Source organism: Micromonospora sp. D93 (assembly GCF_018070365.1).
GTDB lineage: Bacteria > Actinomycetota > Actinomycetes > Mycobacteriales > Micromonosporaceae > Micromonospora > Micromonospora ureilytica.
This window is the reverse complement of record NZ_JAGPXW010000001.1, coordinates 345,447-363,783: the sequence shown is the minus strand read 5'-3', so window position 1 is coordinate 363,783 and position 18,337 is coordinate 345,447. Positions and strand designations below refer to the sequence as shown.

The following is an 18,337-nucleotide window of genomic DNA, read 5'->3' as shown; positions in this document are numbered from 1 at the left end:
GCCCTGGGTCAGGAGACGCCGAGGGCGCTGAGGTACGCGTCGGCGAGGACAGCGTGGCCGGGCAGGTACGGATGGACCCGGTCGTCGGCCCAACGCGTCGCCGGACTCACGGCCAGCACCCGGTCGAACGCCGCCTGATTGGCCACGTGCACCGCGTCGAACTCGGCGGCCAGCCCCGCCACGACCGCCGCGTACCGGTCGGTGTCGGCGCGTTGCGGGACGCCGCGGTCGGCCTCGATGAAGAACGGGTCGCCCAGGATCAGTCGGCAGCCGGTGGCGGAAACCGCTCGCCGCAGCAGGTCACGCAGGGTGCGCTCGTACTCCTCGATGCCGACGGCCTCATCCGGCCGGTCGCCGTAGTGTCGCCAGATGTCGTTGATGCCGATCATCACCGCGAGCCAGTCGGGGCGCTCGGCGATGGCGTCGTCGTCCCAGCGGGCGGCGAGGTCCCGCACCGTGTCGCCGCCCACACCCCGGTTGACCCAGGACAGCTCCAGCTCGGGGTGCCGTGCGCCGACCAGGGCGCGCACGAGACTCACATATCCGCTGCCGTAGGGCGCGGCGACGTCGCGTCGACCACAATCGGTGATGCTGTCCCCGATGAAGACCACCCGTTGCCCGGTCCGCAGGATCATCCGCCGCCACCTCGCGATCACCGGCGCGCCGGCCCGCCCGGCTTGGTGAGAACCGGCGCAACGCGCTATCTTCAACAGTTCGAAGGGCACAAAAAAGAACGGCTAAAAGCCGTTCCTGCAAAGGATTCTAATCTTTAGGGAGACGGCTTGTCAAGGCACTCCGGCGGTTCCGGCGAATTGCCGCTCGACGACGAGATCGGTCGCGAGCAGGAGTACGTCTCGATGCTCTACAACCGGCTGGACGAGCTGCGTGACCAGGCCGCCCACCGGCTCACCGCCGAGCTGCACAACACCGGCGGCACCCTCCAGGACCGCTCGCAGCGCGACAGCTCGGTAGCGATGTACGCCGATCAGGTCGAACAGTTCTCCGCCGTGGAGAACGGGCTCTGCTTCGGCCGTCTCGACGGCGACGACGACTCCCGCCGCTACATCGGCCGGATCGGCATCTTCGACACCACTGGTGACTACGACCCGCTGCTGATGGACTGGCGGGCCCCCGCCGCCCGCCCGTTCTACCTCGCCACCGCCGCCAACCCGCAGGGCGTACGCCGTCGCCGGCACCTGCGCACCCGGCAGCGCAAGGTGACCGGGCTCAACGACGAGGTGCTCGACATCGACACCGCCTCCCCCGGCGCCCACGAGGAGCTGACCGGTGAGGCGTCGCTGCTCGCCGCGCTCAACGCGGGGCGTACCGGCCGGATGCGCGACATCGTCGAGACGATCCAGGCCGAACAGGACGAGGTCATCCGCGCGGAACTCCCGGGCGTCATGGTGGTCCAGGGCGGCCCCGGCACCGGCAAGACCGCTGTCGCGCTGCACCGGGCGGCATACCTGCTCTACACGCACCGTCGCGAACTCTCCAGCCGTGGCGTGCTGCTGGTCGGCCCGAACGCGACCTTCCTGCGCTACATCTCCCAGGTGCTGCCGACACTCGCCGAAACCGGCGTACTGCTGCGTACCCAGGGTGATCTTTTTCCCGGGGTGAGCGCCCAACGGGCCGAGCCGGCCGAGACCGCGGCGCTCAAGGGCCGGGCGGTGCTGGCCGAGGTGTTGGCGCTGGCCGTACGGGACCGGCAGTGGGTGCCGGACGAACCGCTGGAGATCGAGGTCGAGCGGGAGACGCTGACCCTCGACCCGGAGATCGTGCGCGTCGCCCGGGACCGGGTCCGCCGCGCCGACCGACCGCACAACCTGGCTCGCGCGCTGTTCGACGTGGAGATCGTGCACGCGCTCGCCGACCAGGTGGCCGAACGCATCGGCGCCGACCCGCTCGGCGGGGACAACCTCCTCGACGAGGCGGACCGGGCCGAGATCCGCCGGGAGCTGCGCGAGGAGTCGGAGATCCAAACGGCCCTCGACCGCTTGTGGCCGGTGCTCACCCCGCAGCGGCTGCTCGCCGACCTGTACGCCGACCCGGACCGGATCGCCGCCGCCACGCCGATGCTCAGCGAGGACGAACGGGCGCTGCTGCGAGGCGGGCGCGGTGGCTGGACGCCGGCCGACGTTCCCCTGCTGGACGAGGCCGCCGAGCTGCTCGGCGAGGACGAACGTGCCGCCGCCGCCCGGCGGGACCGCATCCGCACGATGGAACGGGAGTACGCCGAGGGCGTGCTGGAGATCGCCAGGGGTTCCCGCTCGATCGACGTCGAGGACGAGGCCGAGGGCGGTGAGATCCTCGGTGTGACCGACCTGATCGACGCGGATCGGCTGCTGGAACGGCAGGAGGAGGCCGACCGGCTGACCACCGCGCAGCGAGCCGCCGCCGACCGCACCTGGGCGTTCGGCCACGTCATCGTGGACGAGGCGCAGGAGCTGTCACCGATGGCCTGGCGGCTGCTGATGCGCCGCTGCCCGAGCCGGTCGATGACGATCGTCGGGGATGTCGCACAGACCGGCGCGCTCAGCGGCACGCCCTCCTGGGCGGACGCCCTCGCCCCGTACGTCGAGCAGCGGTGGCGGCTCACCGAGCTGACCGTCAGCTACCGCACTCCCGCCGAGATCATGGCGGTCGCCGCCGACGTGCTGGCCGAGATCGACCCGGCGCTGCGGCCGCCGCGCTCGGTGCGGGAGAGCGGCGTACCCCCGTGGGACCGGACGGTGCCCGACGGGCGGTTGGCGGCGGAACTGGTCGGCGAGGCCACCCGGGAGGCGGCCGGGCTGACCGAGGGCCGGCTCGGGGTGCTCGTGCCGGCCGGCCTGGTGGGCGAGTTGGGCGCTGCGGTGACCGCCGCCCTGCCCGAGGCCGCCGTCGGCGAGCATCCGGAGCTGGAGAGCCGGGTGGTGGTGTTGACCGTCGCGCAGGCCAAGGGGTTGGAGTTCGACTCGGTGCTGGTTGTCGACCCGGACCGGATGGTCGCCGAGTCGCCGCGCGGGCGCAGCGACCTGTACGTGGCGCTAACCCGCGCGACCCAACGCCTCGGCGTCCTCCGCCCCGCGAGCTGACCACGAAGCCCGCCGTCCCCACCGAGTTGTCGCTCGGCGGGGACGGCGGGGTGGGGTTAGTCGTTGGACTTGTCCCTGATGGACTTCGCTGGGCCGGTTGCCGACGTGGACTGGTCGCTGGTGCCACCGCCCATCGGGGTGCTGAGGCCGCCGGTGGTGGCATCGCCGGTCGTGGTCGGTGCGACAGTGCCCGGGTGCCGCTCCGGCTGTCGGGCCACCCGGCGTACGCTCGCCGGCCCGGCTGTGCCACCGGTGGTGGTCACCGCGCCCTGCCCGCCCACCGGGCCGCCGTCGCGCAGCACCTGTGGGTCGATCCGTTCCTTCGCGGGATCGAACGGGTCCTCGCGCTGGATCTGGCTCTCCACATCGGTGCGGGGCACCCTCACCTCGTCGAGGGCGCCCTTGCCGTACACACCGCCGGCGATCCGATCCTCGGCCTCGCGGGCGGCGTCCTGCCGCCTTTCGTCCTCACGCACGTCCATCACCTCGCAGAAGCTGTGGAACTGACTGCGTGCCCGACCACCGGCCGACCAAACCCGGCGGGACCGGGAGGTCGTCCACGGCGGTTCACCGTCACGCCGCCCGCTGGCCGCCTGCCCGCAGCCCGAGATGTCCATGCTGTCCGGCGACCGGTGGGAAATGCCCGCCGGCAGGAGGGGATGACAGCGTGCGCACAGTACGCCGTACCGCCGTCGCGGCCCTGGTGGCCGCGACGGTGACGACCGGGCTCGCGGTGCCCGTCCAGGCGAAGCCGCTACCGGACCGGACATTCGACGTGCAGGCCCACCGGGGCGGCCTCGGGCTGCGGGTGGAGAACACCCTCGCCTCCTTCGGCAACGCCCTCCAGCTCGGGGTGACCACCCTCGAACTGGACGTGCAGATCACCGAGGACGGCCAGGCCGTCGTCACCCACGATCGGAAGGTGACCGGCACCAAGTGCGTCGACACCACAGCGGTGACGCCCGGTGACCCGGAGTTCCCGTACGTCGGGAAGTACATCAACACGCTCAGCCTGGCCCAGGTGCGCTCGCTCGACTGCGGCTCCAAGACGCTGTCGGACAAGCCCGGCCAGCTCGCCGTCCCGGGTGCCCGGATGCCGCTGCTGCGTGAGGTCTTCGCGCTTGTCAACCGCTACCGGGCGAAGGACGTGAAGCTCAACGTCGAGACGAAGGTCGAGGCGGGCGCGCCGACCGAGACCGCCCCCCGCGAGCAGTTCGTCCGGGTCACCGCGGGCGAGATCCGCGCCGCCGGGCTGCTCAAGCAGGTCACCATCCAGAGCTTCGACTGGGGCGCGCTGATGCGCATGCGTCAGGTCGAGCCGAAGCTGCCACTGGTCGCCCTGACCAACTACGACTTCCTGCAGACCGGCCAGCCGGGTAAGTCGCCGTGGCTGGGCGGGCTGGACGTCGACGACTTCGGTGGCGACCCGATCAAGGCGATCCGCAGCTTCGGCGCCAGCGCCTTCTCGCCGGTGCACGGGATGCCGCAGAACGGCATGGTCACCGACCCCGGCTACAAGCCGTACGTCACGAAGGAGATGGTCGCCCAGGCGCACCGCTACGGCATCAAGGTGATCCCGTGGACTGTCGACGACGTGCCGACCATGGCCAAGCTGATCGACGACGGTGTGGACGGCATGATCACCGACTATCCGGACCGGTTGCGCGGCCTGCTGGCGCAGCGCGGTTACCGGCTGCCGAAGGCGTACACCGCGCCGTTCGACATCCAGGCGCACCGGGGCGGTCGGGCCACCCGGCCGGAGAACACGTTGCCGGCGTTCGCGAACGCGCTGTCCAACCGGGCCATCTCCACCCTGGAGCTGGACACCAATGTGACGGCCGACGGCAAGCTCGTGGTGCTGCACGACCGCAGCGTCAACGGGTCACACTGCGTCGACACCGCCCCGGTGCGCCCGGGAGACCGGAAGTTCCCGTACGTGGGCAAGCCGGTGCACGAGCTGACCCTGGCGCAGCTCAAGACCGTCGACTGCGGCACGAAGACGCTGCCCGAGTTGCCCGCCCAGGTGCCCGCGCCGGGTGCCCGGATCCCGACCCTGGACGAGGTCTTCGCCCTGGTGAAGGCCAGTGGCCGCACCGACATCGGAATGAACATCGAGACGAAGATCAGCCCGGTGGTGAACGACACCGAGCCGTACCGCAGCTTCACCCGCAAGCTCGTCGACGCGATCCAGCGGGCCGGCTTCACCAGCCGGGCCACCATCCAGTCGTTCGACTGGCGCACCATCAGGTACGCCCGGCAGCTCGACCGGCGGATCGGCACGGTCGGCCTGGTGTGGCAGTACGGTCCGGCCGAGTGCACCACCCTCGCCGACGAGTGCTCGCTGGAGGCGGTCTACGGCAACCCGTCGGTGAAGAGCCCGTGGACCGGTGGACTGGACTGGTGGAAGTACCAGGATCTCGGCAAGCTGACCCGGGCCGCGGGTGCCGGCACGGTGTCCGCCAACTGGCAGGTGCACGACCCGAAGCAGGGCACTGTCGCCTCGACCGACTGGTACCTGCGGGAGAACCCGGCATACTTCCACGGACCGGACGTTCGGACCCTGCAGACGCGGTACGACCTGAAGGTGATCCCGTACACCGTCGATGACGCGGCGGTGATGCAGCGGGTCATCGACCTCGGTGTCGACGGCATCATCACCGACGACCCGGACCTTCTGGTGAGCGTGGCGAGGCGCAACGGGCTGCGCTGACCCGTCGACCACCCGATCGCCGGCCGGATTTTTCCGGCCGGCGATCGGCGTTACCTGCTCCGGGGCCTCGGGTAGTCGGGGGGTGTCCCCGCCGTGAAAGCGAACCGTGCCGTGGCCGACACGCGGTAGCGGGGCGAGGGAATGCAGGTACGACTCATCGCATCCTGAGGAGGACCAGATGAGCACGCAGGCTGCTTCCACCCGGCCGATGAACCGGCCCATGAACGACCCGCAGAATCCCGCGTCGATGCGGGACATGCAGACCCAGCAGATGCCGTCCATGCGGGACGGACATCGAGACCCGATGCCGTCGCCGGGTACGGAGACCAAGCAGGCGTTCCTGACGACGGAATTCTGGGTCTACGCCGCCGCGGTCGCGCTCGTGGTGATCGCCGCGTTCTGGAAGGGCACCACGGCCAACGGGTTGAACATCAACAACCCGAACCAGGCGTGGCTGTTCCTGACCATCCTGACCGGTGGTTACCTGGTCAGCCGTGGTCTGTCGAAGGCCGGCTCCGCGCGCCGGTCCGGCAGGGAACGCAACAAGCACTGACGCGTCACGCGTAGGACAGTGGCCTCCGGGAGGACTCCCGGAGGCCACTGTCGTCGTTGGGGGACCGGCTACTCTTCGCCGCCGAAGTCGCCGAAGTCGCCCTCGAACGCGTCTTCGATCATTTCGCCGGCGACCATGCCGCCCGCGACGCCGAGCGCCGCCCCGGCCACCATGCCGCCCATGCCGTGCCCGCGGCTGTGCCCGTGACCATGGCTCGCGCCGTACTGCGAGCGCAGGCTGCCGTAGCGGGTCGTGGTCTCACGCAGCCAGCCGTCGACGACCTGCGCCCAGTCCACCCGGTCAACGTCGGTGTGCGACACCTGGAAGCGACCGAACGCGTCGTGCCCGGCGCTGAGGAACCCGCCGCGCTTGTCGCACTCCAGGATGACCTCCACACCACGCTGGCTGGTCACGAAGGTCAGCTCGACCTCCCGGATCGTGCTGGCGTACTGCGGGGAGGCAAAGAACTCGATCTCCTGGTAGAACGGCAGCGTCTGCTGCACGCCACGGATGTGACCACGCTCCAGGTCGGCGTGCTTGAACCGGAAGCCGAGTCGCTGGAACGCCTCCAGGATCCGCTCGTGCACCGGCAGCGGGTGCACCGCCACCTGGTCCAGGTCGCTCTTGTCGACCGCGCGGGCGATCGCCAACTCGGTGCGCAGACCCATCGTCATGCCGTGCAGGCGCTGGCCGTACACGTCGGTGATCGGGGTCTCCCAGGGCACCGGCAGTTGGAACGGGATCGAGAGCTGCTGCTTCGGGGCGAGCTGGAGCGGACCGCTGACCACCATGCGGTGGAACTCCATCGTGCCCGCGTACTCGGTGTCGTGTCCCTCGACCTCGACCCGGGTGACCAGGCCGATCACCACCTGCTCGATGGCTGCCTCAGCGTCGCCGCCGACGAGGTTGACCTGCCCGTCGAGGGTCAGGCCGGGGCGGGTGTTGGGGTTGGTCAGCACGGTGTCCACGCTGGGACCGCCCACACCGAACGCGCTCAACATCTTCTTGAAGACCATCGGAACTCCTGTGCGACGCCGACCGCTCCAGGTTGGAGTCGGACGTTGACTCGAACGGCACCCTATCCAGCACCCCTGTGAGGTGGCTGTGAAGCGCCGAGCGACCGGCGTGTGTCGCTGGCGGCGCTTGATCCACTTGGCCGCCGATGCCGCCGCCCGTTGGCCGTCAGCGAGGGGCGGATGCCAGTCGGTGAGCCTTTGGAGCTGATGTCGCAAACGAATCAGGCGTTCGACCTTCGCCATGCAGCGCGCCTTACGCTGTGCAGCACACCCGGACCGGCGACTGGTCAGATCGTCGACGGCGGCACGGGCGTCGAGCGCGGCCAAGGCCGAGCTTCCGCGCTGCTGCATGCCGAAAGGTGGCACCAGCGGAGGTGATCAGGGCGCGAAATCGCCGTCCTTCACCCCGTTGACGAAGGCCATCCAGCCGCCCGCCGGGCAGACGAGGGTCGCCGCCGCGCGATCCTTGCTGTCGCGCACCGCCACTCGGCCGGAACCATCCAGGACCGGCCCCGCCTCGACACAGCTACCACCGTTGCTGTCGCTCTTGGTGCTGATGTGCCAGGCGACATCGGGCACGCTCTCGCTCATGACGGTTCCTCCGCGATGCTCGTGATCAACTTCGTTGACTCGCTCTCGCTGAGCGCAGAGTCCAGCAGACGACCATAGGCACGAACAAAGCGCTCAGCCTTCGGCGACTCCAGGTAGAGGCGCCCTCCCAAAGACTCCACGTAGGCCACCGCAGGATACGGCTCTGGCAGACGAAATATCCAGAACGTGCCGTCGAGCCCCTGATGCAGGGCCACGCCGAACGGCATGACTCTGATTGCCACGTTGCTCATTCGCTGCGCCTGCACCAAGTGGTGTAGTTGTCGCCCCCGCACCTCCGGCCCACCGACCATTCGACGCAGCGCAGCTTCGTCGATCACCGCAGAAATCATGAGTGGGCGGTGTCGCCTCAGGACCTCCTGACGGGTCATCCGAAGCTCGACCCAGCGCTTGATCGTGCCCTCGGTAACTCCCGGTTCTGCCGCGTTACGAATCACGGCCTCGGCGTACTCCCGGGTCTGAAGCAACCCCGGGACCAGGGTGAGGTGGAGGCAGCAGACCTGCTCCGCGCGACCTTCCAGCCAGGGATATTCGATGAAGGAGGCGTCCACGACGTCGCCGTAGTCCTCGTCCCACCGGTCGGTGCGCCACACCTCCTCGGCAAGCGCCAGGAGGCGGGCCCGCTCGGCAGCGTGGTGAAATCCGTAGAGATCCAGCAGCGAGATCACATCACCCTTGCGAATCGGCCAGTCCGCGCGTTCGTACCGACCAAGCGCGGACATGTCTCGTTGCAGATGCTCTGCGACCAACTTCAACGTCATCCCCCGCTCCTCCCGCAGGGTCCGCAATTGCTGACCCAGCCATTGCGCGCGCAGGGTCCGGATGAACGGCTTGTGCGGCATGGTCCACCTCTCAATATGTTGGCGACGCCCGCGTAGGAACCATTGCTCCAGCTCAGAGTCACTGGAAACGTGGCCTTCGGGTGAGGTGATCGCCGGCCCCCGGGGACGCCCGGTGCAAACACGGCAACCGCGGCTGTGCCAACAGCCGAGAAGGTGACGAGAGACGGCCTCGCGAGTGGCAGGCCCATACCGGCTCTCGTCGGGTCTCAACTAGAGCGTCGGGATGTGCGAATCCCGGCTCCGAACCGACTTGGACGAATACCTACCACGAAGATGGGCGCCCTGGCGACCCTGACTCACCCATCGAGCGACGACGAGAGGTGACCGATGCCCAGAGGCACGCTCTACGACGGCGGAGGCGGGCTGCATCCGCGGCACGTCCGCGACCGGCAGTTCGCCACCGTCGGCTTCGGCCGACGGGGCCTGAACCCCGCAGAGGTACGACGCTTTCTGCACCGCGTCGCGCTCGACCTGACCGCGCTGCACCACGACCTGGCGCAGCTCAGTGAGGAGAACGCCCGGATGAAGCGGGCGCTGCGTGCCCGGCAGAGTGCCTGGTCCGAGAGGCGTCGGCCGTGATCCCGCCGTACGAGCCGCTCGGCGGGATCTTCGTGCCGCTGCCTCGGGAAGCCGTGCTGGCGTTCACCGAGTCGACCGAACCGCCGCCCCGACACGTGATCCACCTGCCGGTGGCGGTGCCCGACCTGGCCGGGGCGCTGGATCTGGCCCGTACGCTCGCCCGGTCGCTGGCCTCGACGCCGCAGGTCGACGTCGCCAGCACAACGGTGTCGGCCGAGGACGCGCAGCACGTACGACATTGGGTCTTCTGCGACCGGATCATGCCCGATCGTCGCCGGTGCAGGCGGAATGCCGACCACGGGGATGCCTGCCTCCCCAACGACGATCCCTAGAGCGGCCGGACTGCCACCTCCCGCGATCTTGCACATTCTGTCGCGACTTACAGGACATTGCACGCGTATCGACGACACAAAGTGCAAGATCGGCGCGGGGCAGAGCGCGGGGCAGAGCGCGGGGCAGAGCGCGGGGCAGAGCGCGGCGGCAGAGCGCGGGGCAGAGCGCGGCGGCAGAGCTCAGTCAGGTTCCACGATGACCAGCTCGCCTACCTGTTCGGCGATCGTGGTGCGGGCTTCGGGCGGCAGCCCGACGTCGGTTATCAGCACGTCGGCGGCCTCCAGCGGGGCGATGGTGGCGATGCCGATCGTCTCCCACTTGGTGTGATCGGCGAGCACCACGAGCCGGCGGGCCGCGCCGATGAGGCAGCGGTTGACCCCGGCCTCCAGCAGGTTGGGCGTGGTGAAGCCGGTCCGTGGGCTGAGGCCGTGCACACCGAGGAACAGCAGGTCGACGTTGAGCGCGCTGATCGCCGCCTCGGCCACCGGCCCGGTCAACGCGTCCGACGGGGTGCGGATACCGCCGGTCAACACGACGGTCTGGTCGGCGCGCGGGTTCTGGTAGAGCGCGTCGGCCACCGGGATCGAATTGGTCACCACGGTCAGCCCGCGTACGTCGGAGAGGAGCGTGGCCAGCGCGGCGGTGGTGGTGCCGGCGGAGAGCGCGATGGCCATCCCCGGCTCCACCATCGTCGCCGCCCGCTCGGCGATGGCCCGCTTCTCCGCCTGCTGGCGGATCGACTTCGCCGCGAAGCCGGGTTCCTCGGCCGAGCCGGGCCCGGCGAGGGTCGCGCCGCCGTGCACCTTGTCGACCAGGCCGCGCTCGGCCAATACCTCCAGGTCGCGTCGGATCGTCATGTCGGACACACCGAACCGGCTGACCAGGTGACTCACCCGCACCCCGCCACGTTGGCGGATCAGATCGAGGATGGCGGTCTGCCGCTGCTGGGCGAGCATGTGGGGAACCTCCTTCGCGCCGTGACTGTCGTGCGGATCAGGTCCGATCCTCACGGACCACCGCCACCTCACCGGCCGGCACCGTCAGCTCACCGGCACACCGCGCCCCGGTCAACAACTCGACGCCGGCCGCCGGAAGTCGCACCTCCGCCTCGGTGTGGTTGATGATGAACAGCCAGGTCCGCTCGCCGTCGCGCCGGCGTACCACCTCCACACCGGACGGCGCCGGCGCCGCCGGACGGACGCCGGCCTCGTCGACGAGCCGGGCGACCAGCCGGTCGGTGGCCGGCTCGTCCAGCCGGGTGCCGACGTACCAGGCGGCGCCCGTGCCGACCGGGTGCCGGGTCAGCGCCGGCACACCCGGCAAGGGCCCATCGGTGTACGACGCCAGCACCTCGGCGCCGTCGGGGTGCAGCCACTCGGTCCACACGTCGGCGGTGCCGCCGTCGTCGAGGTGGACCTGCTCGCCCTCGCGGAGCGGGAAGAACTCCTCGGTCCGGACGCCGAGCAACTCCCGGAACGCGCCGGGGTAGCCGCCGAGGCGGATGTGGTCGTTCTCGTCGACGATGCCGCTGAAGTAGGTGACGGCCGCCGTGCCGCCGTCCTCGACGTGGCGGTGCAGTGCCGCGACGTCGGCGTCCCGAACCAGGTAGAGGGTCGGCACCAGGACCAGCCGGTAGCCGCTGAGGTCTGCCGAGGGGTGGATGACGTCGGCGGTCACGCCGGCCCGCCAGAGGGCCCGGTAGAGGGCGTTCAATCGGTCGCCGTACCGGACGTCGGCGCTGGGGTGCGAATCCAACTCGACGCCCCACCAGGCTTCCCAGTCGAACAGGATGGCCACCTCGGCGTCCACCCGACTGCCGCGCACCTCCGCGAGGGCCTTGAGGTCCGCGCCGAGTTGGCAGACCTCGCGGAACACCTTGGTGTCCGGCCCGGCGTGCGGCACCAGCGCGGAGTGGAACTTCTCCGCACCGGCCCGGGAGGCACGCCACTGGAAGAACAGCACGCCGTCGGCACCGCGGGCGACGTGCGCGAGGCTGTTGCGACGCAGTTGACCGGGCAGCTTGGCCACGTTGCGCGGCTGCCATTGGACGGCGCTTGTGGAGTGCTCCATCAACAGCCACGGATCGCCGCCGGCGACGCCCCGGGTGTGGTCGGCGGCGAGCGCCAGCCCGAGGTGCGCCTGCGGGTCAGCGGCGGTCAGGTAGTGGTCGTTGGAGACCAGGTCCACGTCGGACGCCCAGGAGTGGTAGTCCATGTGCTTGACGCCCATGCCGATCATGAAGTTGGTAGTGATCGGCTGGCGCACCAGCGTCTTCAGCACTTCGCGCTCGGCGCGCAGTTGGGCGCGCAGCTCGTCCGAGGAGAAGCGCAGGAAGTCGAGCTGCTGGGTGGGGTTGGCGAAGGCCGTCACGGTGCGCGGCGGGTTGATCTCGGCCCAGTCGCCGTAGCGCTGACTCCAGAACGCGGTTCCCCAGGCGTCGTTGAGCCGGTCCAGGTCGCCGTAGCGCTCGCGCAGCCAGCCGCGGAACGCCTCGGCGCTGACGTCGCAGTAGCAGTGCGCATTGTGGCAGCCCAGTTCGTTGGAGACGTGCCACATCACCACGGCGGGGTGTTCGGCGTACCGGCCGGCGACCGCCCGCACCAACTCCAGTGATCGTTCGCGGAAGATGGGCGAGCTGGGGCAGTACGCCTGCCGGCCGCCCGGCCAGAGGATCACGCCGTCGTCGCGGCGGGGCAACGTCTCCGGGTGTGCCCTGGCCAGCCATGGTGGCGGGCTGGCCGTGGCGGTGGCCAGGTCGACCTGGATCCCGCCGTCGTGCAGGAGGTCGAGCACCCGGTCCAGCCAACCGAACTCGAACCGGCCCGGGGTGGGCTCCAGCAGGGCCCAGGAGAAGATGCCGACCGAGACCAGGTTGACCCCGGCCCGGCGCATCAGCTCGACGTCCTCGGACCAGGTTTCCTCGGGCCACTGCTCGGGGTTGTAGTCGCCGCCGAAATAGATGCTGTCACCCTGCCATCGCCACATGACAGCTGAGCGTGCACCCGCTGGTCCACTGAAGTCAACAGGTTCCAACATCGACGTTTCTTTGCAACGCATTCCAGGTAACAGCCGTGTCACGACTGGGTTATCAGAGGCGAACTGCCCTCTTGACAGAGCCCGACGGCAGAGTAGCTTGAGGCCCCAATGGCCGTTCGTGTTCGCCAATGTGGATTCTCGGTGGATCTCACTGTGTGATCACCACGCCGGACCTGCCTTCACCACCCTGATGGCCCTTGGGCGTAGCTCCTTCTCATCCGCAGGAGGCACAGATGTCCCGTCCCCAATCCCAAGCCGAGTACCTGGCTCGGCTCGTACCGCCCTCAGTCGCCGGCATCAACCGACGGTCGTTGCTGGCCGGCGCCGCCGGCACGGGCGCGCTGCTCGGCACCGGACTGCTCGCCGGCTGCGGCGACGACTCCGGCTCCGGCGGGTCCAGCAAGGACGTGTCGCTCGGCTCGAACCAGTCCGACCCGAAGCCGAAGGACGTCCTGGTCAAGGTCACCGACGGCTTCAAGACCTCGTCCGGCGTGCAGGTCGCGGTCAATACGGTCGACCACAACACGTTCCAGGAGAACATCAACAATTACCTACAGGGCAAGCCGGACGACGTGTTCACCTGGTTCGCCGGCTACCGGATGCGCTTCTTCGCGCAGAAGGGCCTGGCCAGCGACATCAGCGACGTGTGGAGCAAGCTTTCCGGCTACTCCGACGCCTTCAAGAAGGCATCCACCGGCGACGACGGCAAACAGTACTTCGTACCGGCGACCTACTACCCGTGGGCGGTCTTCTACCGCAAGTCGGTGTGGCAGCAGCACGGCTACCAGGTGCCCACCACCATGGACCAGTTCACCGCGCTCGGCGCGCAGATGAAGAGGGACGGCCTCATCCCCATCGCCTTCGCCGACAAGGACGGCTGGCCGGCGATGGGCACCTTCGACATCCTCAACCTGCGCATCAACGGCTACCAGTTCCACGTCGACCTGATGGCCGGCAAGGAGGCATGGACCTCCGACAAGGTCAAGAAGGTCTTCGACACCTGGGCCGGCCTGCTCCCCCTGCACCAGCCGGACAGCCTCGGTCGCACCTGGCAGGAGGCCGCGCAGTCGTTGCAGCAGAAGAAGAGCGGCATGTACCTGCTGGGCCTCTTCGTCGGTCAGCAGTTCAGCAACGAGGAGCAGGACGATCTCGACTTCTTCACCTTCCCCGAGATCGACCCGACCATCGGCGCCAAGGCGCTGGACGCCCCGATCGACGGCTACATGATGGCCCGCAAGCCCAAGAACGAGGACAACGCGCGCAAGCTGCTGGAGTACTTCGGTGGCAAGGCCGCCGCGGACATCAACCTCAAGAACGACCCGGCCGTCCTCGTCGCCAACAATGGCGCGGATGTCGGCGGCTACACAGCGCTGCAGAAGAAGGCGGCCGAACTGGTCGGGTCGGCCACCGAGATCGCCCAGTTCCTCGACCGGGACACCCGGCCGGACTTCGCCTCGACGGTGATCATCCCGGCGCTCCAGCAGTTCATCAAGGACCCCAAGGACATCGGCGGGCTCACCTCGTCCATCGAGAACCAGAAAAAGTCGATCTTCACTGACTGACGGCGGAAGGGGGAGGACATCGTGTCCGACCTGCCCCTGATCCAAGCGGATCGCGCCGTGCCGCCGCCGGCCGCGACCACCTCAACGGGTGGTCGTCGCCGGCGGCTACGGCTCCTGTCCCGCACCGACCGCGTGGTCATCACGCTGATGGTGCTCGTCCCGCTGCTGCTCGTCACCGGATTCGTCTGGTTGCCGGCGGCGGCCACCGTGCTGCTCTCCGGCACCAACTGGGACGGCATCGGCCCCCTCAACGAGATCGAGTTCGTCGGCGCACGTAACTACAGCGACGTGGTGAACATCTACCCGCCGTTCGTGCCGGCGATCCAGCACAACCTGCTCTGGCTGGCGGCGCTGTTCGTGGTCGCCACCCCGTTCGGCATGTTCCTGGCCGTGCTGTTGGACAAGGAGCTGCGCGGCAGCCGCTTCTACCAGACCGCGCTCTACCTGCCGGTGGTGCTCTCGCTGGCGCTCATCGGCTTCGTCTGGCAGCTGCTCTACTCCCGCGACCAGGGGCTGATCAACGCCGTCTTCGGCAGCAGCATCGACTGGTACGGCGACTCGAGCGTCAACATCTGGGCGGTGATGATCGCCTCCGGGTGGCGGCACGTCGGGTACATCATGCTGCTCTACCTGGCCGGTCTGAAGGGCGTCGATCCATCGTTGCGCGAGGCTGCGGCGGTCGACGGCGCCTCGGAGAGCCGGGCGTTCTTCCGGGTCGTGTTCCCGGTCATGCGGCCCATCAACATCATCGTGTTGGTGGTGACCGTGATCGAGTCGCTGCGCGCGTTCGACCTGGTCTGGGTGGTCAACAAGGGCCGCAACGGGCTGGAGCTGATCTCCGCGCTGGTCACCCAGAACGTGGTGGGTGAGGCGAGCCGTATCGGCTTCGGCTCGGCACTGGCAACGATCATGCTGGTCGTCTCGCTGGTCTTCATCACCATCTACCTGGCGACCGTGATGAGGGAGAACCGGGAATGAGCGTGGACACTCCGGTTCGTCGGCGCAGGCTGACCCCGTTACGGATGCTGCTGCACGGCTTCCTCATCGTCGTCTCGCTGGCCTGGCTCTTCCCGATCGCCTGGGCGGTGCTGACCTCACTGCGGTCGTACGACTACACCGCCGCGAACGGCTACGTCTCGTTCGGCGGCTGGACCCTCGACAACTACGTCACCGCCTGGCGGACGGCGGAGTTCGGGCAGCACTTCCTCAACTCGGTGTACATCACCGTGCCGGCGGTGCTACTCACCCTCTTCCTCGCCTCCTGCGTGGCGTTCGTCATCGCCCGGTTCAGTTGGAAGCTCAACCTCGTCCTGCTGGGGATCTTCACGGCCGCCAACCTGCTGCCCCAGCAGGCACTGCTCATCCCGCTGTTCCGGCTGTTCACCGAGGTGCCGCTGCCGGAGTTCATGAGCGACTCGGAGTTGCTCTACGACAGCTACTGGGGCCTGATTCTGATCAACGTGGCCTTCCAGTGCGGCTTCTGCGTCTTCGTGCTCAGCAACTACATGAAGGCGCTGCCCCGTGACCTGTACGAGGCGGCGATGGTCGACGGGGCGAGCATCTGGCGGCAGTACTGGCAGGTCACCATGCCGCTGTGCCGGCCGGCCCTGGCCGCGCTGGCGACGCTGGAGGTTACCTGGATCTACAACGAGTTCTTCTGGGCGACCGTCCTCATGCGCACCGGCGACAAGTTTCCGGTGACCAGCTCACTCAACAACCTGCGCGGCGAGTTCTTCACCGACAACAACCTCGTCTCGGCGGGCAGCGTGCTCGTCGCGATCCCCACCCTGGTGATCTTCTTTATGCTCCAGCGGCACTTCGTTCGGGGCCTGACCTTGGGAGCCTCGAAGGGATGACGATCCTGCACCTGCGCCGCGCGCGGACCAGCCTGGTGCTCGACGCGCGCGGCCCGGGGCTGCCCCGGGTCGTGCACTGGGGCGGCGACGTCGGCGACCTCGACGACGACGGCCTGCGCCAGCTCGCCGACGCGACAGTACCGCCGGTGGTGCCCAGCAGCTTCGACGAGCCGACAGTGCTGTCAGTGCTGCCGGAGGCGAGCGCTGGCTGGAGCGGGCGGCCCGCCCTGGCCGGGCACCGCGACGGACGAGACTGGTCCACCGCGTTCCGGTTGGACGGTCTCGACGTCGACCAGCCCGCCGACGGACCGGCGCGAGTGGCCGTCCGGGCGTCGGACCCGGCCGCCGGGCTGACAGTGACCATCGAGATCACGCTCGACCCGTACGGCCTGCTGACCGTTCGGCACCGGCTGCGCAACGACGGCGACGGCGCGTACGAGTTGCGGGAGCTGACGCCGGTGCTGCCGGTGCCGGCGGTCGCCACCGAACTGCTCGACCTGACCGGCCGCTGGTGTCGGGAACGGTCCCCGCAGCGGCACCCGTGGCAGCACGGCGTCTGGGTCCGTGAAGGCCGGCACGGCCGTACCGGGCATGACGCCACGCTGCTGCTGGTGGCCGGCACCACCGGGTTCGGCTTCGGCCACGGCGAGGTCTGGGCGGTGCACACCGCGTGGAGCGGCGACCACGTCACGTTCGCCGAGCGTCGGCCCACCGGCGAGTCGACCCTCGGCGGCGGCGAGTTGCTGGCCCCCGGGGAGGTCCGGCTCGGCCCCGGCGAGTCGTACGAGACTCCCCTGCTCTACGCCGTCTGGTCGGACGCCGGGCTGGACGGGCTCAGCGACGTACTCCACTCGCACCTCCGGGCCCGCCCCGGGCACCCGCGCTCCCCCCGCCCGGTCACCCTCAACGTCTGGGAGGCGGTCTACTTCGACCACGACCTGGACCGCCTGCGGGCGCTCGCCGACCGGGCCGCCCAGATCGGCGTGGAGCGCTTCGTGCTCGACGACGGCTGGTTCCGTGGTCGGCGCGACGACACCGCCGGGCTCGGCGACTGGTACGTCGACGAGGGCGTCTGGCCGGGCGGCCTGCAACCGCTGATCGACCACGTGACCGGCCGGGGCCTCCAGTTCGGCCTCTGGGTCGAGCCGGAGATGGTCAACCCCGACTCGGACCTGTTCCGCGCGCACCCCGACTGGGTGCTCGCCGTGCCGGGGCGGCTGCCGCCGGCCTGGCGTCACCAGCAGGTGCTCGACCTGGGTCGTCTCGAGGCGTACGACCATGTGCTGGAACGCCTCGACGCGCTGCTCACCGACCACCCCGGCATCCGGTACCTCAAGTGGGACCAGAACCGGGACCTCACCGAGGCAGGTCATCATGGCCGTCCCGGGGTGCACGGGCAGACCCTGGCGGTCTACCGGCTCCTCGACGAGTTGCGCGGGCGGCACCCGGGCGTGGAGGTCGAGAGCTGCTCGTCCGGCGGGGCCCGGGTGGACCTGGCCATCCTGGCCCGCACCGACCGGGTCTGGGCCAGCGACTGCAACGACGCCCTGGAGCGGCTCAGCATCCAGCGCTGGACGGGGCTGCTGCTGCCACCGGAACTGATCGGCACCCACATCGGCCCGGAACGATCGCACACCACCCACCGCGTACACGACCTGGGTTTCCGGGCGGCGACAGCGCTCTTCGGCCACCACGGCATCGAGTGGGACATCGCGTCGATCAGCGCCGCCGAGCAGACCGAGCTGGCCGCCTGGGTGGCGCTGCACAAACGGTTGCGCCCGCTGCTGCACGCCGGCCGGGTGGTCCGGGTCGACCACCCGGACCCGGCCGTCTGGGCACACGGCGTGGTCGATCACGACAACACCCGAGCGGTGTACGCGGTGGCACGGCTGGCCACCTCGGTGCCGCAGGTGCCCGGCGCGGTACGGCTGCCCGGCCTCGACCCGGGCCGGCGGTACCGGGTACGACAGGTGTCGGGCGTACCGGGCCCGGCGACCATCGACCTGGCCGCGCCCACCTGGCTGGCGGGTGGTCTCACCCTCAGCGGGGCGGCGCTGGCCCGGGTGGGTGTGCAACTGCCCGCCCTGCACCCGGAGCAGAGTCTGGTGCTGGAGGTCGACGCCGTCGACGAGGGGTGCGCAGGTGTGAGGAGCCAACCGTGAAG

At 69.4% G+C, this 18,337-nt stretch carries 16 protein-coding genes; 9 read left to right on the top strand and 7 right to left on the bottom strand.

The window, feature by feature from the left end:
• Positions 1-8 precede the first annotated feature (8 nt).
• Positions 9-635: an SGNH/GDSL hydrolase family protein gene (locus KBX71_RS01620; protein WP_210816145.1), complete on the bottom strand. Its 627-nt coding sequence runs from the start codon at positions 633-635 to the stop codon at positions 9-11.
• A gap of 147 nt (positions 636-782) precedes the next feature.
• Between KBX71_RS01620 and KBX71_RS01615 the strand changes: the two genes are divergently transcribed.
• Entirely contained in the window at positions 783-3,077 is a 2,295-nt protein-coding gene (locus KBX71_RS01615; protein WP_210816144.1) for an ATP-binding domain-containing protein, read from the top strand.
• 56 nt (positions 3,078-3,133) lie between these two features.
• Here the strand turns inward: KBX71_RS01615 and KBX71_RS01610 are convergent, their stop codons facing one another.
• The gene (locus tag KBX71_RS01610; protein WP_210816143.1) at positions 3,134-3,553 is read right to left on the bottom strand and encodes a hypothetical protein; all 420 of its coding nucleotides are present in this window, start codon (positions 3,551-3,553) and stop codon (positions 3,134-3,136) included.
• A 191-nt stretch (positions 3,554-3,744) separates the two neighbouring features.
• Here KBX71_RS01610 and KBX71_RS33435 point away from each other — a divergent pair, with 191 nt between their 5' ends.
• Complete coding sequence (locus tag KBX71_RS33435) at positions 3,745-5,787, top strand: glycerophosphodiester phosphodiesterase family protein (protein WP_307846908.1); 2,043 nt, start codon at positions 3,745-3,747, stop codon at positions 5,785-5,787.
• 178 nt (positions 5,788-5,965) lie between these two features.
• A complete protein-coding gene (locus KBX71_RS01600) occupies positions 5,966-6,340 on the top strand; it encodes a hypothetical protein (protein ID WP_124816025.1) in 375 nt (124 codons plus the stop codon).
• Positions 6,341-6,408: 68 nt separating this feature from the next.
• On the opposite strand, the gene KBX71_RS01595 is transcribed toward KBX71_RS01600, so the two are convergent.
• The 3 genes from KBX71_RS01595 to KBX71_RS01585 all read right to left on the bottom strand — a co-directional run bounded on the left by KBX71_RS01595 (position 6,409) and on the right by KBX71_RS01585 (position 8,807).
• Entirely contained in the window at positions 6,409-7,356 is a 948-nt protein-coding gene (locus KBX71_RS01595) for a sporulation protein (protein WP_124816023.1), read from the bottom strand.
• A gap of 378 nt (positions 7,357-7,734) precedes the next feature.
• The gene (locus tag KBX71_RS01590; protein WP_210816142.1) at positions 7,735-7,947 is read right to left on the bottom strand and encodes a DUF397 domain-containing protein; all 213 of its coding nucleotides are present in this window, start codon (positions 7,945-7,947) and stop codon (positions 7,735-7,737) included.
• Complete coding sequence (locus KBX71_RS01585; protein WP_210816141.1) at positions 7,944-8,807, bottom strand: helix-turn-helix transcriptional regulator; 864 nt, start codon at positions 8,805-8,807, stop codon at positions 7,944-7,946. The genes KBX71_RS01590 and KBX71_RS01585 overlap by 4 nt, the downstream gene beginning before the upstream one ends.
• Before the next feature lie 327 nt (positions 8,808-9,134).
• Here KBX71_RS01585 and KBX71_RS01580 point away from each other — a divergent pair, with 327 nt between their 5' ends.
• Together KBX71_RS01580 and KBX71_RS01575 are read left to right on the top strand one after the other, a co-directional pair.
• A complete protein-coding gene (locus KBX71_RS01580) occupies positions 9,135-9,386 on the top strand; it encodes a DivIVA domain-containing protein (RefSeq protein ID WP_210816140.1) in 252 nt (83 codons plus the stop codon).
• A 95-nt stretch (positions 9,387-9,481) separates the two neighbouring features.
• Positions 9,482-9,718 carry a hypothetical protein gene (locus KBX71_RS01575; RefSeq protein ID WP_210816256.1) on the top strand — a complete coding sequence of 79 codons (237 nt, stop codon included), beginning with the start codon at positions 9,482-9,484 and terminating at the stop codon, positions 9,716-9,718.
• 180 nt (positions 9,719-9,898) lie between these two features.
• Here the strand turns inward: KBX71_RS01575 and KBX71_RS01570 are convergent, their stop codons facing one another.
• Positions 9,899-10,675 (bottom strand): DeoR/GlpR family DNA-binding transcription regulator, encoded by a 777-nt coding sequence (locus KBX71_RS01570; protein ID WP_196927733.1) that lies wholly within the window; start codon positions 10,673-10,675, stop codon positions 9,899-9,901.
• 37 nt (positions 10,676-10,712) lie between these two features.
• Complete coding sequence (locus tag KBX71_RS01565) at positions 10,713-12,704, bottom strand: beta-galactosidase (protein ID WP_210816139.1); 1,992 nt, start codon at positions 12,702-12,704, stop codon at positions 10,713-10,715.
• 284 nt (positions 12,705-12,988) lie between these two features.
• Between KBX71_RS01565 and KBX71_RS01560 the strand changes: the two genes are divergently transcribed.
• The 4 genes from KBX71_RS01560 to KBX71_RS01545 are packed head-to-tail and all read left to right on the top strand — an operon-like array spanning position 12,989 to position 18,335.
• The gene (locus KBX71_RS01560; RefSeq protein WP_210816138.1) at positions 12,989-14,317 is read left to right on the top strand and encodes an ABC transporter substrate-binding protein; all 1,329 of its coding nucleotides are present in this window, start codon (positions 12,989-12,991) and stop codon (positions 14,315-14,317) included.
• 21 nt (positions 14,318-14,338) lie between these two features.
• Positions 14,339-15,295, top strand: a complete 957-nt coding sequence (locus KBX71_RS01555; RefSeq protein ID WP_210816137.1) for a carbohydrate ABC transporter permease — start codon at positions 14,339-14,341, stop codon at positions 15,293-15,295.
• A complete protein-coding gene (locus KBX71_RS01550) occupies positions 15,292-16,173 on the top strand; it encodes a carbohydrate ABC transporter permease (RefSeq protein ID WP_210816136.1) in 882 nt (293 codons plus the stop codon). Before KBX71_RS01555 ends, KBX71_RS01550 begins: the two co-directional genes overlap by 4 nt.
• A complete protein-coding gene (locus tag KBX71_RS01545) occupies positions 16,170-18,335 on the top strand; it encodes an alpha-galactosidase (protein ID WP_210816135.1) in 2,166 nt (721 codons plus the stop codon). Before KBX71_RS01550 ends, KBX71_RS01545 begins: the two co-directional genes overlap by 4 nt.
• Positions 18,336-18,337 lie beyond the last annotated feature (2 nt).